Below are 17,785 nucleotides of genomic sequence, written 5' to 3' on the forward strand. Positions count from 1 at the left end.
TCTGGGCCCGCCGCCAGGCGCCGCAAGAGGGTCTGACGACCTCGACGGCATCAGACGCGAGCGAGCAGGGTAAGAAGCAGTCATGCGAATCTTCTTCACCGGTGGCAGCGGCAAGGCCGGCAAGCATGTCGCGCCGTATCTGGCCGCACAGGGCCACCAGGTCACCAACGCCGACCTCGTGCCCCTCGGACACGCGGGGGTCACCGATCTGCGGGTGGATCTCACGGACGCGGGGGAGACCTACTCAGCCCTCGCCGAGATACCGACCATGGACGACCTGGACCTAGCCGAGAAGCCCGGGTACGACGCGGTCGTGCACTTCGCGGCGATTCCGCGGATCCTGCTGAGGCCGGACGCCGCGACGTACGCGACGAATGTGCTGAGCACCTACAACGTGCTCGAGGCCGCGACCCGACTCGGCGTGCGCAAGATCGTCTTCGCGTCCTCCGAGACGACGTACGGGATCTGCTTCGCACAGGGCGAGCGGCGCCCGCTCTACGTGCCCGTCGACGAGGAGCACCCCACGGTGCCCGAGGACGCCTACGCCATGTCGAAGGTCGCCGGAGAGGTGACGGCACGCTCGTTCCAGGCACGCACCGGCACGGACATCTACGGGCTGCGGATCAACAACGTCATCGAGCCGCACGAGTACGCCGAGTTGTTCCCGCCGTTCCTTACCGACCCCTCGCTGCGGCGCCGGAACGTGTTCGCCTACATCGACACTCGCGATCTGGGGCAGATGGTGCAACGCTGCCTGGAGACCGACGGGCTGGGCTACGAGGTCTTCAACGTCGCCAACGCCGACATGTCGGTGGCCGCGACGACGCGAGAGATCCGGGAGCGCTTCTACGACGGGGTACGGGTGCATCGGGAGATGGGCCGCGACGAGACGTTCTACGCGATCGACAAGGCGCGGGATTTACTGGGCTACGACCCGCAGCACTCGTGGCGCGACGTGCTGCCCGACCCGGGCGCCGCGCACGACTGACGGGAAGATCGACGAGAGGACGCGTCGTGGAACTGCAGTTCATCACCTCGTTCGCGGTGATCACCCCGGACCCGCAACGCAGCCGGGAGTTGTACGTGGACGCGCTCGGCCTGCCGCTGGCCGCCGCGGGTGACGGTTACCTGCACAGTGAAACGATCGATGGATCCAAGTCCTTCGGTGTGTGGCCGCTCGAGCAGGCCGCGCGGGCCTGCTTCGGGGTGCCGGACTGGCCCGCGGGCCGGCCGGTGCCGCAGGCGAGCGTGGAGTTCGAGGTCGCGGACACCGACGGTGTACAGGTCGCGGCACAGGAATTGACGACGAAGGGCTTCACGCTGCTGCACGACGCTCGCACCGAGCCGTGGGGACAGACGGTCGCCCGTCTGCAGTCGAGCGAGGGCCTGATCGTCGGCATCTCCTACGCGCCGATGATGCACTCCTGAGACGGCGACCACTGAGCTGGTGTGGGCAGCCAGCTCAGTGGTGTCCCGTCAGATCGAACCAGGGTCAGGGCAGGCGTAGCTCGAAGATGGCGTTGCCCCAGTTGGCGTTCCCGTCACCGGTGTTGGGGATGTACTGGGTGGCCAACCAGACGCGGTTGGTCCCCGGGATGATCTCCCCGTTGGAGTAGTCGCCCCATCGGCCCGCACTGCCGAACTTCGCGGTGCCGGAGAACCCGTTGTCGGGTCCGGTGCCGGCGGCGGCGACCTGGATCGGCCCGAAGTCACGGCCGGCGCGCGCCGTCGTATACGCCGCGGACGGATACGTACCCGGTCCACCCAGTCCGAAGACCAGCGCCATGGCGCCGCTAGAGGTCATGTTCAGGTGGGGGTAGAGCAGGTACTCGCCGCTGGTGGACACGTACCCCTGGCGGGTCACGCGGGTGCCGCTTCCGACGCTCGCGCCGTTCACAGTCGGTTTGATGACGAACCACGCGACGCCCGATCGTGCCGCCGTGTCGCCGGCGACGGTGACACCGGTGTTCAGGGCTCCGACGAGTCGACCGTTGATGTACTGGGTCTCCTGCATGGCATCGAAGTCGGTCTGCAGGACGCCGGTGGTGGGAAGGCCTGCGTCGCAGGCTTTTCCGTTACAGAACCCTGGGGGTGTCTGCGCGTTCGGCGGAAAGCCGTACGCCTCCGACCCGATGACCCGCACGCTGAGGGACGGCATCCCGTGTCCAGTGGTCACCGAGGATTCGTTGGTGACGGCCCAGACGGCCAACCGGTTGTCGAAGGTGCTGTTGGGGTCGAGCGAGCTGAGCATGAACTCGGCCGGTGCGTCCGCGACCGTGTTGGCCGGCTGGACGTGGTACCCGGGGGCACCGCCGGCGGCCAGGTTCTGGAAGTTGACGGTGTTGACGGTGGCGCGGCCGGCGACCAGCTGCGACTTGGACAGCACGTACAGCTGCGCGCCGTTGAATGCCTGTTCGTTGGAGGTGAACTCGTTGGTGGACAGGTACACGTTCGACCGGCTGACGCCCATGATCGGGTAGTCCGCGAGACACGGGCATCCCGCGTGGTCGAGGTCGGTCGTGGAGACCCGGTAGATGTGCCACGCACCCGCCGGGTTGGCGGTGCTGCTCACGGCGAGGTCGACATGCGACTCGGTGACGGCAGAGCCGTCACTGGTCAGCCCGTACTCCAGCATCGTCGCGAACCAGGTGCGGCTGGGCGCGTCGTAGTAGACCCGCGTGTCCGTGAGGTTGGCCGTGGCGGGTTCGTCGAAGAAGGTGTTCAGGAAGAACGGCGCCGTCACCGTGCTGCCGTCGGCGCGGTAGATCGCACCGGCCACGTTGACGAAATTGGCCACATATCCGTTGCCGGCGCCCAGGCCCTCGTCCGGCGGCTCCACGTCGTACCCGGCGACCGCCTTGCTCTGGATCGCGTCGACTCCGTCGAACTCGACGGTCGGCGAGAGGGCGCCCTGGAGCTGTTGCCGGGCGTGTCCGACGGTACGCGGCGTGGTCCGCGGCGCGGTGGCCCGCTGTTCAGTCGACAGGGACGGACGATGCGGCCGCAGCAGGGGCGCGACGCGGACCTTCGCGGCCTGGCCCTTCGCCGCGGCACGGAGTCGGCCGGGCGTGGTCGTCGCGACCAGCCGCACAGCACTTCGTACGGCGGCGTGCGCTGTGGCGGACGGTCGGGCCGCCGGTGCGGCACTCGCGCCGCCCCAGACCCCACCGGAGGCGAACAGCAGCAGGACGCATGAGATGAATACGGTCAGTCGCCAGGCACGGCGTGGCGACCCCTCGCTGAGATTTTTCATGGGCTCTTCCCTGGGCAGGACGAATATGTGACGTGAGCCCGGGGTCAGCACCCCTGGCGAGACTGCCGGTTGGCGAGACAGCGCCTCGAGGTCGTCTGTTCGGGCCGGCACGAACAGACGAACGTCCCTCTTCTACTCCCGCTTCTCGCAGCCCGTCAATGGCGATCCGAGGAATCCGTGACGCAGGTGGCGGGACCGTGCGACGGGCGAGGACCAGACCGACGGAGCTGTCCTTCCCGCGTGCCGGACCGACCCGGCGAGGACTCCCCGTCCGTTCGACCAGGGCTACGGTCGATCGACGGTCCGGCAGGCGTCGGCCGCGATCACACGACCCAAAGGAGCAACAGATGCCCACATCGAAGGACACGGACAAGGTCGCCGTCATCACCGGGGCATCCTCGGGCATCGGCGCCTCGACGGCCCGAGCGCTGGCCGCCGCGGGCTACACGGTGGCCCTGATCGCGCGCCGGGCCGAACGCATCGAGGCGCTCGCGGGGGAGCTGGACAACGGCAGTATCGCGATCGCGGCCGATGTCACCGACCGGGACACGCTGGTGGCGGCCGCCGGGCGCGTCGAGAAGGAGCTCGGTCGCGTCGATGTCCTGCTCAACAACGCCGGCGTGATGCTGCTCGGACCGTTCGACGCCGAGCGCAGGGACGATTACAAGCAGATGCTCGATGTCAATCTGCTCGGCGCGATCACCGCCACCGAGGTGTTCCTGCCCCTGCTGCGAGCCGGCGGTGGAGGCGACCTGGTGAACCTCTCGTCGGTCGCCGGACGCACGGCCCGACCGGGCAACGGTGTGTACGCCGCCACCAAGTGGGGTCTGAACGGCTGGTCCGAGGCGCTGCGCCAGGAGCTGCAGCCGGACGTGCGGGTGATCGTCATCGAGCCCGGTGCAGTCGCGACCGAACTGACGGACCACATCACGCACGAGGAGACCAAGCGCGGCGCCGAGAAGATGTACGAGCAGATGGCGATCACGCCGGAGGACATCGCGGAGATCATCGCTTTCGCCGTCACCCGCCCGAAGTCCGTGAGCTTGAACGAGATCCTCGTACGACCCACCGTGCAGCCCTAGTATTCGAAGGTGCCGCCGGCACATGCCCTTCGGCCACCCGAGATCCGCCCTACGGAAGGTGCTCCATGCCGTTCTTCGACGCAGACGATTGGGCCGGGAAGATCAGCAGCAGCGGATGGCGCGCCGGGGCGGGCGGGACCGCCGACGTCCGCGAGCCGGCGACCGGGGAGGTCATCGGGAGTGTGGGCGTCGCCACCGCTCGGGACGTCGACGACGCCGTGACGGCAGCGACGAAGGCGCAGAAGGAGTGGGCCGCGCTGCCGTACGACCAGCGCGCTGCCGCGCTGCGGCGCGCGGCCACACTGATCGAGGAGCACGCCGGTGAGTTGTCCGACTGGCTTGTGCGAGAGGCTGGTTCGGGCAAGGGCAAAGCCGGCTTCGAGGCCTCCTTGGTGGCTGCGGAGTACTGGACCGGTGCGGCGACCGTCGAGGCGCCGTACGGGCAGCTGCTGCGCACCAGGGCCCCACGCCTGTCGATGGCGCGGCGGGTGCCGGCCGGCGTCGTCGGCGTCATCTCGCCGTTCAACTTCCCGCAGATCCTGTCCAGCAGGTCCGTGGCGCCCGCGCTGGCGACCGGCAACGCGGTGATCCTCAAACCCGACCCGCGCACCGCCGTCTCCGGCGGTCTCTTCCTGGCCGCCATCCTCGCCGAAGCCGGTCTGCCCGACGGCCTCGTGCATGTCCTGCCGGGTGCCGCGGACGTCGGCACCGCCCTGGTGGAGCACCCCGGCGTGCGGATCATCTCGTTCACCGGTTCGACCGCTGCGGGACGCAAGGTCGGCGAGGCGGCCGGCCGGCTGCTCAAGCGGGCACACCTGGAGCTGGGCGGCAACAACGCCCTGATCGTGATGGACGACGTGGACGTGCCCGCCGCCGTCGCGGCCGGCGCGTGGGGGTCGTTCCTGCACCAGGGACAGATCTGCATGACCACCGGTCGCCACATCGTGCACGAGGCGATCTACGACGAGTACGTGGAACGGCTCGCCCACAGCGCAGCCGGTATTCAGGTGGCCGACCCGGCCGCCACGGATGCCCCGCTCGGCCCGATCATCGACGTGCGCCAGCGCGACCACGTGCACGACCTGGTCACCCGATCCACGCAGGCCGGCGCGCGACTGGTGGAGGGCGGTACCTATGAGGACCTCTTCTACCGTCCGACGGTGATCGCCGACTGCTCGGTGGACCATCCGGCGTTCAACGAGGAGGTCTTCGGCCCGGTCGCGCCGGTGGCAAAGTTCTCCAGCGTCGAGGAGGCGGTGGAGCTGGCGAGCCGCACGGAGTACGGCCTGTCGCTCGGCATCCTCACGCAGGACGTCATGCGCGGCCTTGCCCTCGCCGACCGGGTGCCGACCGGGATCGTGCACATCAACGACCAGACGGTCGACGACGAGGCCGTGGCGCCGTTCGGCGGGACGGCGGCGTCGGGCACGGGTGCGCGCTTCGGCGGGGTGGAGGCCAACATCGAGGCGTTCACCGAAACGCAGTGGGTGACGATGCAGAGCCGGATCCCGCAGTACCCGTTCTGACGGCGGGTGCCCCGCCGGGCGCGTCGACTCCGCCGGCGCGGCGCCGATCCGTGCGAAAGCGGTAGCGTCAGCGCACCACGCGCGCGGTGAGGGGACACGATGACGGCGACCAGCGATACCCGGCCGATGATGCCTGCGGCGTTCATCGGTCACGGAAACCCGATGAACGCGCTCGAGCTCAACCGCTACACCCAGGCGTGGCGTGCCTTCGGCGCGGCCGTGCCCCGGCCGCGGGCGATCCTGGTCGTCTCCGCGCACTGGTACATCAACGCCACCGCTGTCACCGCGATGCTGCGCCCGCGCACCATCCACGACTTCTACGGCTTCCCGCAGGAGCTCTTCGACGTGGAGTACCCGGCGCCAGGGCTGCCGGAGCTCTCCGACCAGGTCGCGGAGGTCGCGAAGCCGATGTGGGTCGGCTGCGACGTCGACAGCTGGGGCATCGACCACGGCACCTGGTCGGTGCTGGTGCATGCGTTCCCCGACGCCAGCATCCCGGTGGTGCAGTTGTCGATCAACGCCGACAAGGGGATCGACTACCACCTGGAGCTCGGACAGAAGCTCGCGTCGCTACGGCGTGAGGGCGTGCTCGTGGTCGGCAGCGGCAACATCGTGCACAACCTCGGCGCGGTCGACTTCTCCCGCCCCGACAGCGCGTACGACTGGGCCACCCGCTTCGACGTACGCGCCCGCGAGATCCTGCTGGACCGCCCGATCGACGTCACCAGGCTGGACGCCGACCGGGACTACCGACTGGCCGTCCCCACCCCCGACCACTTCCTTCCCCTGCTCTACTTCGCCGGCCTGGCCGCCGACAGCGGCCAGCAGGTCAGCTCTCTGGTCGAGGGGCACGCCGCTGGATCGATCAGCATGGCCAGTTACACGATCGGGATCGACTGCCCGTCGTTCGGCGGCAGCGACGAGCGACCGGCCGCCGCCCTGCCCACCAGCATCCCGGCCGACGAGACCAACCTCTGAGTCGTTCGACTTCACGGCGGGTGTCCGTGCCGCGCGGCGATCCTGGCGTCAGGCTCCCGGGTCGCTGACGGCGGCGTTGAGGGCGGTCGCGAAAAAGATCCACGCGGCGTACGGCACCAGGATCGCAGCGGACTCCGGATCGGTCCGGCGCAACGACCACAGCTCGGCGGCCACGAGCGCATCCAGGGTGGCGATCACCGCCAGGGAGGCCCGCTTGTCCTGGACACCGAAGAAGACCACCGGCCACGCGCCGTTCGCCGTGAGCTGGGCCAGGTGCAGCAGGCGGGTCGTGCGAGAGACGCGCGGGTACATCCGCCATCCGGCCGCACCGATCGTGGCGTAGAGCACCGACCAGGCCGGGCCGAACGCCTGCGCCGGCGGAGCCCAGGACGGTTTGTCCAGCCGTGCGTAGGTCGTGGGCGCCTCACGGGATCCGAGTCCGCCGATCACGGCGGCGGCGACGGGAGGTGCGGCGGCGAAGAGCACTCGTCGAAGGTCCATGCCCCGATTGTCGCGCGCGCGTCCGGGGCGGCGGTGTCGCGGCGATGAGGAAGGGGCACAGTGGCCGCATGACGGTGCAGGCGGTGAACGCGACGGCCCCGGCCCTGACCGGGCTGCAGATGATGAGTCAGGACTGGTGCGACCTGACGTTCCTGCACTGGCGCGTCGAACCCTCGGTCGTCCAGCCACTGCTGCCGCCTGGAACGCGCCCGGACGTGCACGACGGCACCAGCTGGGTGGGACTCATTCCGTTCCGGATGGTCGATGCGGGCGTCGGGCGAGGTGGCGCGGTGCCGTGGCTCGGGACGTTCGCGGAGACGAACGTGCGCCTCTACTCGGTCGATGCGCAGGGGCGACGGGGCATCGTCTTCCGCACCCTGGAGGCGTCCCGACTGGCTGTCGTCCTCGGGGCCCGGGCTGCGTTCGCGCTGCCCTACACGTGGGCGCGGATGCGCGTCGCCGAGACCGGGGGAGTGATCACCTACACCTCGCAACGGCGGTGGCCGGCGCCGCGCAGCGCGGTCACGACCGTCGTCGTACGCCCTGGAGACGCGTTGACCGAGCCCGACCCGTTGGCCGAGTTCCTCACTGCTCGCTGGGGATTGCACACCAGAGCGTTCGGCCGGACCCTCTATGTCCCGAACGAGCACCGGACGTGGCCGCTGCGCAACGCCGAGCTGCTGCACCTGCAGGACTCGCTGGTCGCCCACTGCGGTCTGCCCGGGGTCAGCACCCGAGCGCCGGACTCGGTGCTCTTCTCCCGAGGGGTACGCACGCAGTTCGCGCTCCCGTACGACGCCCGCCGCGCTCTTCCGCTCCCGTCGACCCGCCCGTCGCCGGGACCGACTACGTGATGATGGTGCGGTGGCACGACGACGGACGGGTGCGCTGCTGGTCGCGGCCGGGCTGGTGCTGACCGGGTGTGGCGCCGCGGCGTCGGACACGACGGGCACGACGGGCACGACCGGCTCGGCGCACACAGCCGCGTCGAGCGGTGGCACGCCGGCGCGGAATACCACAACTGCCAAGGCTTTTCCGGCGGCAGGTGTCTTCGACTACCAGATCGGCGGCTCCTACCCGCCTGCTTCCGGTGTGCGCATCGTCGACCGGGACCGCACCTCAGCGCCGGCGCCGGGTCGCTACAACGTCTGCTACGTCAACGCCTACCAGGCGCAGCCCGGTGATCTGGCGTGGTGGCAGCACACACACCCGAACCTGCTGCTGCGCGACGCCAGCGGCCGGCTGATCATCGACCGCGACTGGAACGAAGCGCTGCTGGACATCGCCACGCCCGCCAAGCGCCTGGCGATCGCGGCCGTTGTCGGTGGCTGGTTCGCCGGGTGCGCGCACAGCGGGTACGACGCCGTCGAACCGGACAACCTCGATTCCTACACCCGCTCGCAGGGGAACCTCACGCAGGCCGACGCCGTCGCGTTCGCTGCACTGCTCGCGGGCATCGCCCACCGGGACACGCTGCTCATCGGACAGAAGAACGCCGCCGAGCTGGCGACCCGGCTGCGCGGATCGGGATATGACTTCGCGGTCGCCGAGGAGTGTCAGGAGTACGACGAGTGCGACGCCTATACGAGCGCGTACGGCACGAAGGTCATCGAGATCGAATACTCGGCAGATCAATTCGCGCAGGCCTGCGCGGCGCGTCGCGGGCGGGTGTCGCTGCTCCTGCGGGACCGCGACGTGGTGGCGAAGGGACAGTCCGGTTACGTCAGCCGGACCTGCCGACATGGCACATCAACGGGCGCCGGTGCAGGACCCCGTGCGGTCCGCGCGGTGACGATTGCGCAATGCGTAACACTTGCGTTATGTAACTGATCGGGTACATTCGATGTCATGGACGCGATGCTGGCAGCGATCGGGGACCCCGGACGTCGGGTGATCTTGGATTCGCTGCGCGATCAGGATCTGACGGCCGGTGAGATCGCCGACCTGCTGCCGGTGGCCCGACCAGGAGTGTCACGGCACCTACGTGTGCTGCGGGAGGCGGGCCTGGTCGACGTCCACGCCGAGGGGCAACGCCGGATCTACTCGCTGCGCCCGCAGGGCCTCACCGAGCTGGACGGCTGGCTGGCGCCGTACCGCGACCTGTGGAGCCGGCGACTGGATGCCCTGCACACCGAGGTCGCCCGCGGGCGATCGCACCGAGAGGACAGGACATGATCCGGACCGAGCAGCACACCTACGTGACGCAGGTCGACGGCCGCGGAGTCGTCCACGTCGACGACCTCTACGCAACGGACCCGCAGGACCTGTGGGAGGCCGTCACCGACCCGGCGCGTCTGGCGCGGTGGCTCGTCACCGTGACGGGCGACCTGCGGGTGGGCGGTGAGATCACCACCGCCTTCACCAGCGGGGCCCAGGATCCGGCGCGGATCACTGCCTGTGAGCCACCGCGCCGGCTGGTCGTCGAGTTCGCGAAGGGCGACGACGAGGCCACCACCATCGAGGCGACGCTGACGCCCGAGGCCGGCGGCACCCGCCTCGTCGTCGAGGAGGGCGGTTTCGATCTGGACCGGGCGCCCTTCCACGAAGCGGGCTGGGGCGTGCATCTCGACGACCTCGCGGCGCACCTGCGCGGCGAGGAGTGCGAGCCGTGGAAACCGCGCTGGGAGGCGCGGCTGCAGCGGGCCCAGCTGTAGCGACCCGGCAGGGTCTCAGTCGCGGTTGCGGGCGCGGATCTGGCGCGCGGGGGAGCTGTCGTCCAGTTCCGCGACGTCATCGCGTGACATCACGAAGCCGGAGAACGACTTGTAGCCCAGGGCCTTCTCGCTGAACGAGGGGTCCATCCGCTTCATCTGGCTCTTCACCGCCGAGCTGTGCAGCCACTCGTCGTCGTTCTTCTCGTGGCCGAGGCGCAGCGCACGCTCCAGCAGGCGCGTCGCGGCGATCTGCGGGTCGTCCTCGTCCTTCTTGGTCTGCTTACGCGTCGCCCGCTTGCGTTTGGTCGGGGCCGGCTCGGTCCCCGCTTCGGGACTCTCGTCGGCGACCACGTCGTTCGTCGCGGGTGCCTCCGGCTCGGGCTCCGGCGCGGGGATCGGCTCGACGCCGGGCAGCGCGTCGTACGTGACGAGTTCGTCGCAGGCCGCCGCGAGCGAGCGGCTCGTCGATCCGGCGACGCCCACGCCCACGACGTACCGGCCGAGCCGCTTGCACCGCTGGGCGAGCGCGATGTAGTCCGAATCGCCAGCCACGAGAACGACGTGCGTGAGGTCGGGCAGCCGGAACATGTCCTCGACCGCGTCGACCGCGAGGCGGATGTCCGCGCCGTTCTTGCCGTACGCCGCGGCGGGGAAGAGCTGCACGAGGTCGACGGCGCGCCCGACGAGCTGGCCGCGGTAGTCGGCGTTCACGTCGGCCGACCAGTCGGCGTACGCCCGGGTCAGCACGAGCGTGCCGAACGACGACGCGAAGTCGATGATCGCGCCGACGTCGACCGTGGCCTGGGCCAGCTTGTCCATGATCTCGGTGTCGGTCGCTCGGTCGGCGGTGCGCACCTTGTCCTTGGAGAAGCGCTGCCGTCCGTGCACCTGGTCGTACCGGGAGATGACGATGTTGTCGAAGTCGAGATAGACAGCGACACGGGTGTCACCTTGTTCCGGCATGGGGCTCCCTCGGGCGTGCGGTCGTGGACTCCGGCCAGTCTGCCCCATCGGCCACGATCACTCCCAGACGCTCACACCTGGTAGACGTCGCCCAGATGGACCGGTTGCAGATGCCGCGAGGTGATGATGTGCACGATCTGGTCGTAGACCTTGAGCACGGGGTCGTGGTTGGCGTGCCCGATGACCAGGTGACCGGCCTTGAGCGACTCCTCGGCGTGCACCACGATCCGCTTCGGGTTCAACACGGTGGAGTCGGCCAGGCTGCCGAACCACATGGTGACCGCGGGGTAGCCGAGATCGGCGAGCTGCGCGTCGACGCGCGCGTTGCGATAGCCGAACGGCGGTCGCAGGAAGGGGCGACCGAGCACGCCGTACGTGTTCTTCAGGAAGGTCTCGTTGCGCCGTACCTGATCGGTGAGTTCCGCGCTGCTCAGGCTCAGCAGACTCGGATGGGACCAGGTGTGGTTGGCCATGAAGATCTGGCCCTCCTCGAGCAGCGGCCGCAGCGCCGACGCCGATTCGGTCCAGCTGGGATTGACCCCGTTGCAGAAGAACGTCAGGCGCAGGCCGGTGTCCTTCGCCAACTTCGCGTATCCGGCCACGACGCGCGGGTCGGTGCCGTCGTCGACGGTCAGGGCGACGTTGTTACCGGTGCCGGGCAGCATGTAGAGCGTGCCGCGGGGGACGGGTGCCTTCACGATGCCGTGCGGGGCGTGGAACACCCGGGTGCTGGCAGGGGCCTTGGTGGCCGTGCTGTTCGGGGACGAGTGTGGCGCGGTGGCCGTGGCGGACCGCTTGGCGCTGCTGCAGCCGGCCAGGGCGGCGGCGACTCCCGCGGCCAGCGCGGTGAGGAGGGATCGACGTTCCATGTGCTCCTTTATGCCAGAGGCGTCTGGGAGGACGCCGCAGGTCAGGTGAGTTCATGGCGTACGAGGGCCGCCGCGAACCGCGCGAGGTCGTCGTCGTGGACCAGGGCGGCCAGCTGACCGACGTCGGTCGGGAGCCCCGCATCGCGTGCGCCGTCGACGGCTCGCTGATCGAAGAACGGCCGCACCGACGGCCAGACCTGCTGCACCTCGCGGCAGAAGATGGCGGCACCGGTCGGGCCGATGCGGGGGAACTGTGCAATGCGTTCCTGGATACCGTCCGCGTCGCCCTGGGCGTCGTCGCGCACCCTGCGCAGGTCCCCGCCCCACGCGGCGCGCAGGTGTTCTGCGGACTCCTGCAGAGCGGTGGCGGTGCTCTCGTCGTAGCGGCGGTAGTGGCCGCGGCCGAGCGCGTCGACACGCTGCTGCCACGTCGAGCCCAGCAGGTGTTCCGGGGTGCGCCAGCCGGCCGCGAAGAGTTCACGCGCCGCGGCGACAGCGACCCCGGCGGAGATGGGCACGGAGAACAACGTCACGAGAGTGAGCAGCTGGTAGAGCGGGGCAGGCTTGTCCCGCAACATGATGCCGGCCTCGTCGGCGTACGTGCGGCCGTGGTGCTCCAGCAGGTCGCGGACCCGCTCGCGCTGCGTCGGGCTCATAGGTCAGTGGTCGCGCAGAGCCTCGATGAGCTCGTCCTTGGACATCCTCGATCTGCCCTCGACGCCGATCTCCCGGGCGCGCTGCAACAGGTCGTGCTCGGTCCACTCGTCGTACGACGGGTGCGAGCCGCCCTTGCTGCCCACGCTCGATCGCGAGGTGTTGGCAGCGGCGTTCGCGATGCGCGCCGACTTCTCCTTGCTGTTGCCCTCGTCGCGCAGCTTCTCGTAGAGGTCGTCGTCCTTGACGGACGGCCCCGGGCCCTTGCGTGGTGACATCACAGGCGCTCCCATCCAGCGGTCGGTCCGTTTCCACGCTAGCGCGGTTATTCGCCTGCACACGGCTCGTTCCCCGCATCCGCAGACCCCCGTGGGGAGGTTCCCGGACACCCGATCGTTGGTGCAGGATGAAGGACGACCTCGAACGAAGGAGCACGTCATGAGCTTCATGGACAAGGCGAAGGAAGCCCTGGACAAGGCCACCAAGGCCGCCGAGGAGAACATCGAGAAGGCCAAGAAGGCCGCCGCCGAGAATCCGGACAAGATCCGCGGTGGCATCGACAAGGTCGGCGGGGCGGTCAACAACGCGACCAAGGGCAAGTACGCCGACAAGATCAAGACCGCCAGCGACAAGGCCGAGGAGACCATCCAGAAGCAGGCGGGCGGCACGACGGCCGGGACCACGTCGACGTTCGACTCCGCACCGCAGAAGGATCCCGAGGCGCCGTTCAATCCAGCGGCGAGCCCGCTGGACGACCCGCCGTCCACCGGGAACCCGCAGACGCCCGGGTCCGGCGGCATCTGAGCCGGATCGACAGACACGACAGGCCCTCCCACCGCATCGGTGGGAGGGCCTGTTCGCGTGCGATCAGGGTTACTTGGAGCCCTGAGCCTCTTCAGCGAGCGGCTGCCACTTCTCCCAGTTGGCGAGGCGCGACTCGTAGTCCGCCTTGGCGATCCGGATCGGGCCGCTGCCGAAGAATACCCGGAGGGGCGGCTCGTCGGCGTCGACCAGCTTCAGCACGGCGGCCGCGCTGGCCGCGGGGTCGCCGGGCTCGGCGTTGCGCGTCTGACGCTGCTCCATGACCTTCGTGCGGGTTTCGTCGTACGCGCTCAGCTCGGCAGAGTGCTTCGACGACGGACCGGCCCAGTCGGTGGAGAATCCGCCCGGCTCGATGAGTGTCACGTGGATGCCGAAGTCGGCGACCTCCTGGGCCAGGGCCTGGCTGATGCCCTCGAGGGCCCACTTGGACGCGTGGTAGGCGCCGACGATCGGGAACGCGCTGATGCCGCCGATCGAGGAGACCTGCAGGATGTGCCCGGACTTCTGCTCGCGCAGGTAGGGCAATGCCGCCTGGGTCACCCAGACCGCGCCGAACAGGTTGGTCTCGAGCTGGTCGCGCAGGTCCTGCTCGCTGAGCTCCTCAACCATCCCGAAGTGCCCGTAACCGGCGTTGTTGACCACGACGTCGAGACGGCCGAAGTTGTCGTGCGCGGCTTTCACCGCCGCGAAGTCGGCGTCGCGGTCGTTGACGTTCAGTTGCAGCGGCAGGATCGCGTCGCCGTACTTCTGCACGAGGTCGTCGAGGGTGTCGGTCTTGCGCGCCGTGGCGGCGACCTTGTCCCCCCGCTCGAGCGCGGCGATCGCCCACTCGCGGCCGAAGCCCTTGGACGCGCCGGTGATGAACCAAACCTTGGGAGCCACATGTCCTCCTCGGACTGTTGTGAGACGTCGGTTACATCGTTCAACTAGGGACTGCGCGATTCATTCCCGGCGCGGCGATCGACCTACGTTGTGGGACGGATCTAAGCCGGAGCCTGTGACGACTCTCGACGTTCCACCGGCTTGCCGCTGAGCTCGACCAAGCGCTCGAGGTGTTCGGCCGGGAAGCCGGTCTGGCGATCCTTGCCCGACATCCGCACATGGATGGTCGGGTCCCACCTGCCGGGTTCGATGAGCGCTTCGACCTTGGACCACGGCGTCGCGCGGAAGGTGTCGCGTCTGGTGATTCCGTCGCGGTCTGCATTCAGCGGCCGGAAGTGGATCCACGCGAAGACGCACAGGTAGACGGGGGTGAAGAATCTGAGAGGGGAATCCCACCTGAAGTCCGAGATGACGTCCACGACCGAACCCACCACGAAGACGACGTACACCGCGCCGACTGCGATCCACACCCACGGACGCGGTCGGCGCGGGACCACTGTCAACCTGTCCTTCTCCAGGGCAGGGTGATTCCGCGCCGACCACATGTCGGATCAGCCGACGAGGTGCTGGATCGCGAGCTGCTGCAGCTTCACGAATCCGTAGTCGCGCCGGCCCGCTTCGTCGGGATCGAAGCCGTCGTCGCCGGCCAGGAACTGCTCGAGGGTCTCGTCAGCCGCGAGGGTCGGCACCCGCAGATTCGACACACCGGCGTACTCCATGGCCTCCTGCACTTGGGGATCCGCACGGAACGCCTTCGCCTTCTCCGCCAGCATCAGGTAGGTCTGCATGCAGGCCTTCGCCGACTCCCACACGCCGAGCAGGTGCTCGGTGCGGGACGGCTTGTAGTCGAAGTGGCGCGGACCGTCGTAGCGGGGCGCGTCCGGCTGGCCCGGGAAGCCGTTCTCCAGCAGGTCGACCGTGAAGAACGCCGAGGTGAGGTCGCCGTGACCGAAGACCAGGTCCTGGTCGTACTTCAGGCCACGCTGACCGTTGAGGTCGATGTGGAAGAGCTTGCCGCTCCAGAGCGCCTGGGCGAGCTGGTGGGTGTAGTTCAGGTTGGCCATCTGCTCGTGCCCGGTCTCGGGGTTCACGCCCACGATGTCGCCGTGCTCGAGCTGGGCGATGAAGGCCAGCGCGTGACCGACGGTCGGCAGGAAGATGTCGCCGCGGGGCTCGTTCGGGTTGGGCTCCAACCCGATTCGAAGGTCGTAGCCCTTGGACTTGATGTAGCCCGCGACGGTGTCCAGGCCCTCCTTGTACCGCTCGAACGCGCCGTACAGGTCTTTCGACCCGTCGTACTCCGCGCCCTCGCGGCCGCCCCACATCACGAAGGTGCTCGCGCCCATCTCGGCTGCCATGTCGACGGCCCGGATGATCTTGCGCAGCCCGAAACGACGCACCGAGCGGTCGTTGCTGGTCAGGCCGCCGTCCTTGAACGCCGGGTGGGTGAAGGTGTTGGTGGTGACCATCTCGATCACCAGGCCGGCGTCGTCGGCGGCCTTCTTGAGCCGCGTGGTCGCCTGCTCACGCTGCGCATCGGTCGCCTCGAAGGCATAGACGTCGTTGTCGTGGAACGTGATGCCCCAGGCGCCCAGCTCGGCCAGCCGCTCGGCGTACTCCCAGGGATCCAGCATCGGGCGGGTGGCGATGCCGAACGGGTCGATTCCGGGCCAGCCCACGGTCCAGAGGCCGAAGGAGAACTTGTGCTCGGGGCGGGGGTCAGGTCCATGGGTGTCCTTCGCGTCGATGATCGAAACAGTTGCCGGCTATGTCTACTCGCCCGATCGGAGATCGTGCAGGTGGGGTTCTCCAGCGGGTGGCGGGCCCGTCTGAAGGGGCTTACGGCCGACACGTGCCACGTCCGCGGCGTAACGGGTGGGCAGTCGCGCGTGCCGGTAGTTGCGGTCGGTGCACCGCAGCGAGAGCCACACGTCGCCGGGGAACACACCCTCCACCGTCTGCCATCGCAGGACACGTCTCAGAGGCCGGTGTACGCCGGCCCGGTCGACCACGATGCCCTGCGCCTCGTCCAGCACCACTTTGGTGATGACGACGAGCCCGGCAAGACCCCCCAGGACGCTGTCAACGGAGGAATGGAAGATCGCGGTGGCGACCAGCCACCCGCAGAACACCACCCCGACGCACAGCACCGCTGTCGCCAACCACGACCGGTCCTCGCGGGGGAAATGTCGGAGCCGGTCGTCCACGGTCGGATCGTACGGTGGCACCGGAGCGCGCGGGCCGGTTCGGACCAGGAAGGCCGATCAGCCTCGAGTGCAACGGATTCCGAGCGCCGTCACTCCTGGTCGATGTCGTCCAGCACCTGCTGAGCGACCCGGAACGCCGACTGGGCAGCGGGCACGCCGCAGTAGACGGCCGTCTGCAGCAGCACCTCGCTCAACTCGCCGCGAGTGAGACCGTTGGTGAGGGCACCGCGCACGTGCACGGCCAGCTCCCGCTCGTGGCCGCCCGCGACGGACGCGGTGAGCGCCACGATCGACCTGCTGCGTCGATCCAGGCCGGGTCGCGTCCAGACGGCACCCCACGCGTGCTTGGTGACGAAGTCCTGGAAGTCGCGCGTGAGTTCGGTCGCTCTGGCGATGGCGCTGTCGACGTACTCGTCGCCGAGCACCTCACGCCGCACCGTCATGCCGGGCGAACGTGTTTGCGTGGCAACGCTGTTCGCGGGCTCGGGGTCGTCGCGGATGATGCGCGCGATCCGGTCGGGCACCTCGGCGGGCGCCAGATGGGCCACGTCGTCGAGCACCACCAGGCGGCCGTTCCGGACGCCGGAAGCGATCTCCTCCAGACCCGCGACCGGGGTCGCCGGGTCGACCGAGCCGGCCACCGCCATCACCGGTGTCCGGATGTCGGCCAGGCGGTGGCGGACGTCGAAACCGGCCAGCGCCTCGCAGACCTGGGCGTATCCCTCGTCGTCGGCATCCCGCAGTGACTGCAGCAATTCGGTGGCCACAGCCGGTTCGAGGTGCGGGAAGCCGGGCGCGAACCACGTGCGGGTGGCGCGTTCGACCATCGCCGCCGTGCCCGAGGCCCGCACCAGGGCGGCCCGCTCGCGCCATGACTCGGGCGTGCCGATGACGGCGCCGGTGCACACCAGCACCGCATGCTCCACCCGCCCCGGCAGGTTCAGCAGCAGCTGCAGCCCGACCGCGCCGCCCACCGAGTCGCCGGCGTAACTGAAGGAACCACCCGGCTCACCGCGGTCGGTCAGTACGTCGTCCACCAGGGTGCGCACCCCGGCCGCCAGGTCTGCGATCGAGAAGGGCTCGGACACCTCGGTGTTCGAACCGTGGCCGGGCAGGTCCCACGCCAGCACCTCGAAGCGGTCACCCAGCTGGGCGGCGCACCGCGACCACAGGGCCCGCGCGCTCGTGCCGAGCGACGGTCCGAGCACCAGCAGGGGCAGGGAGGGTGACCCGCCGAGACGTACGGCGGAGATGTCGGGAGCGGTCACAGGTGGGTCCTCACGGTCGGTCGGGATCACTGCAGCATGCCGGTCGCGCCGCGCCGGGGGAAACGCGGGTGAAGTGCGCGGCGGCGGCCCACTAGCCTTGCTGACGCAGTCGTCGGCAGCCGGCCG

General features: G+C 69.3%; 21 protein-coding genes. 10 read left to right on the forward strand and 11 right to left on the reverse strand.

The window, feature by feature from the left end; translation table 11 throughout:
* The first annotated feature begins 82 nt into the window (after nucleotides 1-82).
* Nucleotides 83-988 (forward strand): NAD(P)-dependent oxidoreductase, encoded by a 906-nt coding sequence (locus LVQ62_RS11555; protein WP_233761743.1) that lies wholly within the window; start codon nucleotides 83-85, stop codon nucleotides 986-988.
* A 26-nt stretch (nucleotides 989-1,014) separates the two neighbouring features.
* Entirely contained in the window at nucleotides 1,015-1,428 is a 414-nt protein-coding gene (locus LVQ62_RS11560; RefSeq protein ID WP_233761745.1) for a VOC family protein, read from the forward strand.
* Nucleotides 1,429-1,492: 64 nt separating this feature from the next.
* Here the strand turns inward: LVQ62_RS11560 and LVQ62_RS11565 are convergent, their stop codons facing one another.
* Entirely contained in the window at nucleotides 1,493-3,253 is a 1,761-nt protein-coding gene (locus LVQ62_RS11565; protein WP_233761747.1) for a hypothetical protein, read from the reverse strand.
* Nucleotides 3,254-3,600: 347 nt separating this feature from the next.
* Between LVQ62_RS11565 and LVQ62_RS11570 the strand changes: the two genes are divergently transcribed.
* From LVQ62_RS11570 to ygiD, 3 genes are all read left to right on the forward strand, one after another.
* Nucleotides 3,601-4,335 carry an SDR family oxidoreductase gene (locus LVQ62_RS11570; protein ID WP_233761749.1) on the forward strand — a complete coding sequence of 245 codons (735 nt, stop codon included), beginning with the start codon at nucleotides 3,601-3,603 and terminating at the stop codon, nucleotides 4,333-4,335.
* A 65-nt stretch (nucleotides 4,336-4,400) separates the two neighbouring features.
* Entirely contained in the window at nucleotides 4,401-5,861 is a 1,461-nt protein-coding gene (locus LVQ62_RS11575) for an aldehyde dehydrogenase family protein (protein ID WP_233761751.1), read from the forward strand.
* 99 nt (nucleotides 5,862-5,960) lie between these two features.
* Nucleotides 5,961-6,839 (forward strand): 4,5-DOPA dioxygenase extradiol, encoded by an 879-nt coding sequence (gene ygiD / locus LVQ62_RS11580; RefSeq protein WP_233761753.1) that lies wholly within the window; start codon nucleotides 5,961-5,963, stop codon nucleotides 6,837-6,839.
* A 48-nt stretch (nucleotides 6,840-6,887) separates the two neighbouring features.
* On the opposite strand, the gene LVQ62_RS11585 is transcribed toward ygiD, so the two are convergent.
* Nucleotides 6,888-7,340 (reverse strand): TspO/MBR family protein, encoded by a 453-nt coding sequence (locus LVQ62_RS11585; protein WP_233761755.1) that lies wholly within the window; start codon nucleotides 7,338-7,340, stop codon nucleotides 6,888-6,890.
* Nucleotides 7,341-7,408: 68 nt separating this feature from the next.
* Here LVQ62_RS11585 and LVQ62_RS11590 point away from each other — a divergent pair, with 68 nt between their 5' ends.
* Genes LVQ62_RS11590 through LVQ62_RS11605 form a run of 4 tightly spaced genes read left to right on the forward strand, consistent with a single transcriptional unit; the run spans nucleotide 7,409 to nucleotide 9,994 of the window.
* Nucleotides 7,409-8,194, forward strand: a complete 786-nt coding sequence (locus LVQ62_RS11590; protein WP_233761757.1) for a YqjF family protein — start codon at nucleotides 7,409-7,411, stop codon at nucleotides 8,192-8,194.
* A gap of 10 nt (nucleotides 8,195-8,204) precedes the next feature.
* The gene (locus LVQ62_RS11595) at nucleotides 8,205-9,170 is read left to right on the forward strand and encodes an endo alpha-1,4 polygalactosaminidase (RefSeq protein ID WP_233761759.1); all 966 of its coding nucleotides are present in this window, start codon (nucleotides 8,205-8,207) and stop codon (nucleotides 9,168-9,170) included.
* Nucleotides 9,171-9,188: 18 nt separating this feature from the next.
* On the forward strand, nucleotides 9,189-9,515 hold the full coding sequence (locus LVQ62_RS11600) for a helix-turn-helix transcriptional regulator (RefSeq protein WP_208052059.1): 327 nt from the start codon (nucleotides 9,189-9,191) through the stop codon (nucleotides 9,513-9,515).
* Nucleotides 9,512-9,994 carry an SRPBCC domain-containing protein gene (locus LVQ62_RS11605; protein ID WP_233761761.1) on the forward strand — a complete coding sequence of 161 codons (483 nt, stop codon included), beginning with the start codon at nucleotides 9,512-9,514 and terminating at the stop codon, nucleotides 9,992-9,994. Before LVQ62_RS11600 ends, LVQ62_RS11605 begins: the two co-directional genes overlap by 4 nt.
* Before the next feature lie 15 nt (nucleotides 9,995-10,009).
* Here the strand turns inward: LVQ62_RS11605 and LVQ62_RS11610 are convergent, their stop codons facing one another.
* The 4 genes from LVQ62_RS11610 to LVQ62_RS11625 form a co-directional block, all read right to left on the reverse strand.
* Nucleotides 10,010-10,957 (reverse strand): NYN domain-containing protein, encoded by a 948-nt coding sequence (locus tag LVQ62_RS11610; RefSeq protein ID WP_233761763.1) that lies wholly within the window; start codon nucleotides 10,955-10,957, stop codon nucleotides 10,010-10,012.
* Nucleotides 10,958-11,028: 71 nt separating this feature from the next.
* Nucleotides 11,029-11,826 carry a polysaccharide deacetylase family protein gene (locus LVQ62_RS11615; protein WP_233761766.1) on the reverse strand — a complete coding sequence of 266 codons (798 nt, stop codon included), beginning with the start codon at nucleotides 11,824-11,826 and terminating at the stop codon, nucleotides 11,029-11,031.
* Nucleotides 11,827-11,867: 41 nt separating this feature from the next.
* On the reverse strand, nucleotides 11,868-12,482 hold the full coding sequence (locus LVQ62_RS11620; protein WP_233761768.1) for an endonuclease: 615 nt from the start codon (nucleotides 12,480-12,482) through the stop codon (nucleotides 11,868-11,870).
* A gap of 3 nt (nucleotides 12,483-12,485) precedes the next feature.
* Nucleotides 12,486-12,758 (reverse strand): Rho termination factor N-terminal domain-containing protein, encoded by a 273-nt coding sequence (locus LVQ62_RS11625; protein WP_233761770.1) that lies wholly within the window; start codon nucleotides 12,756-12,758, stop codon nucleotides 12,486-12,488.
* 160 nt (nucleotides 12,759-12,918) lie between these two features.
* Between LVQ62_RS11625 and LVQ62_RS11630 the strand changes: the two genes are divergently transcribed.
* Nucleotides 12,919-13,284 (forward strand): antitoxin, encoded by a 366-nt coding sequence (locus LVQ62_RS11630; RefSeq protein WP_208052054.1) that lies wholly within the window; start codon nucleotides 12,919-12,921, stop codon nucleotides 13,282-13,284.
* 69 nt (nucleotides 13,285-13,353) lie between these two features.
* Here the strand turns inward: LVQ62_RS11630 and LVQ62_RS11635 are convergent, their stop codons facing one another.
* From LVQ62_RS11635 to LVQ62_RS17880, 5 genes are all read right to left on the reverse strand, one after another.
* On the reverse strand, nucleotides 13,354-14,184 hold the full coding sequence (locus tag LVQ62_RS11635; RefSeq protein WP_233761772.1) for an SDR family oxidoreductase: 831 nt from the start codon (nucleotides 14,182-14,184) through the stop codon (nucleotides 13,354-13,356).
* Between the two features lie 101 nt (nucleotides 14,185-14,285).
* Nucleotides 14,286-14,654 carry a hypothetical protein gene (locus LVQ62_RS11640; RefSeq protein ID WP_233761774.1) on the reverse strand — a complete coding sequence of 123 codons (369 nt, stop codon included), beginning with the start codon at nucleotides 14,652-14,654 and terminating at the stop codon, nucleotides 14,286-14,288.
* A gap of 81 nt (nucleotides 14,655-14,735) precedes the next feature.
* Nucleotides 14,736-15,863, reverse strand: coding sequence for a xylose isomerase (xylA, locus tag LVQ62_RS11645; RefSeq protein WP_233761776.1), 1,128 nt, complete (start codon nucleotides 15,861-15,863; stop codon nucleotides 14,736-14,738).
* A gap of 93 nt (nucleotides 15,864-15,956) precedes the next feature.
* The gene (locus LVQ62_RS11650; RefSeq protein ID WP_233761778.1) at nucleotides 15,957-16,391 is read right to left on the reverse strand and encodes a hypothetical protein; all 435 of its coding nucleotides are present in this window, start codon (nucleotides 16,389-16,391) and stop codon (nucleotides 15,957-15,959) included.
* A gap of 89 nt (nucleotides 16,392-16,480) precedes the next feature.
* A complete protein-coding gene (locus tag LVQ62_RS17880) occupies nucleotides 16,481-17,659 on the reverse strand; it encodes an alpha/beta fold hydrolase (RefSeq protein ID WP_370639617.1) in 1,179 nt (392 codons plus the stop codon).
* Between the last annotated feature and the right edge of the window lie 126 nt (nucleotides 17,660-17,785).

The organism is Allobranchiibius sp. GilTou73, assembly GCF_021391335.1.
In the GTDB taxonomy this organism is placed as follows: domain Bacteria; phylum Actinomycetota; class Actinomycetes; order Actinomycetales; family Dermatophilaceae; genus Allobranchiibius; species Allobranchiibius huperziae.

Coding starts and splice junctions, on each gene's coding strand:
- LVQ62_RS11570 (WP_233761749.1), top strand. CDS start 3,601: ATGCCCACATCGAAGGACACGGACAAGGTCGCCGTCATCACCGGGGCA.
- ygiD (WP_233761753.1), top strand. CDS start 5,961: ATGACGGCGACCAGCGATACCCGGCCGATGATGCCTGCGGCGTTCATC.
- LVQ62_RS11630 (WP_208052054.1), top strand. CDS start 12,919: ATGAGCTTCATGGACAAGGCGAAGGAAGCCCTGGACAAGGCCACCAAG.
- LVQ62_RS11605 (WP_233761761.1), top strand. CDS start 9,512: ATGATCCGGACCGAGCAGCACACCTACGTGACGCAGGTCGACGGCCGC.
- LVQ62_RS11565 (WP_233761747.1), bottom strand. CDS start 3,253: ATGAAAAATCTCAGCGAGGGGTCGCCACGCCGTGCCTGGCGACTGACC.
- LVQ62_RS11615 (WP_233761766.1), bottom strand. CDS start 11,826: ATGGAACGTCGATCCCTCCTCACCGCGCTGGCCGCGGGAGTCGCCGCC.
- LVQ62_RS11585 (WP_233761755.1), bottom strand. CDS start 7,340: ATGGACCTTCGACGAGTGCTCTTCGCCGCCGCACCTCCCGTCGCCGCC.
- LVQ62_RS11600 (WP_208052059.1), top strand. CDS start 9,189: ATGGACGCGATGCTGGCAGCGATCGGGGACCCCGGACGTCGGGTGATC.
- LVQ62_RS11625 (WP_233761770.1), bottom strand. CDS start 12,758: ATGTCACCACGCAAGGGCCCGGGGCCGTCCGTCAAGGACGACGACCTC.
- LVQ62_RS11610 (WP_233761763.1), bottom strand. CDS start 10,957: ATGCCGGAACAAGGTGACACCCGTGTCGCTGTCTATCTCGACTTCGAC.
- LVQ62_RS11590 (WP_233761757.1), top strand. CDS start 7,409: ATGACGGTGCAGGCGGTGAACGCGACGGCCCCGGCCCTGACCGGGCTG.
- LVQ62_RS11575 (WP_233761751.1), top strand. CDS start 4,401: ATGCCGTTCTTCGACGCAGACGATTGGGCCGGGAAGATCAGCAGCAGC.
- LVQ62_RS11555 (WP_233761743.1), top strand. CDS start 83: ATGCGAATCTTCTTCACCGGTGGCAGCGGCAAGGCCGGCAAGCATGTC.
- LVQ62_RS11620 (WP_233761768.1), bottom strand. CDS start 12,482: ATGAGCCCGACGCAGCGCGAGCGGGTCCGCGACCTGCTGGAGCACCAC.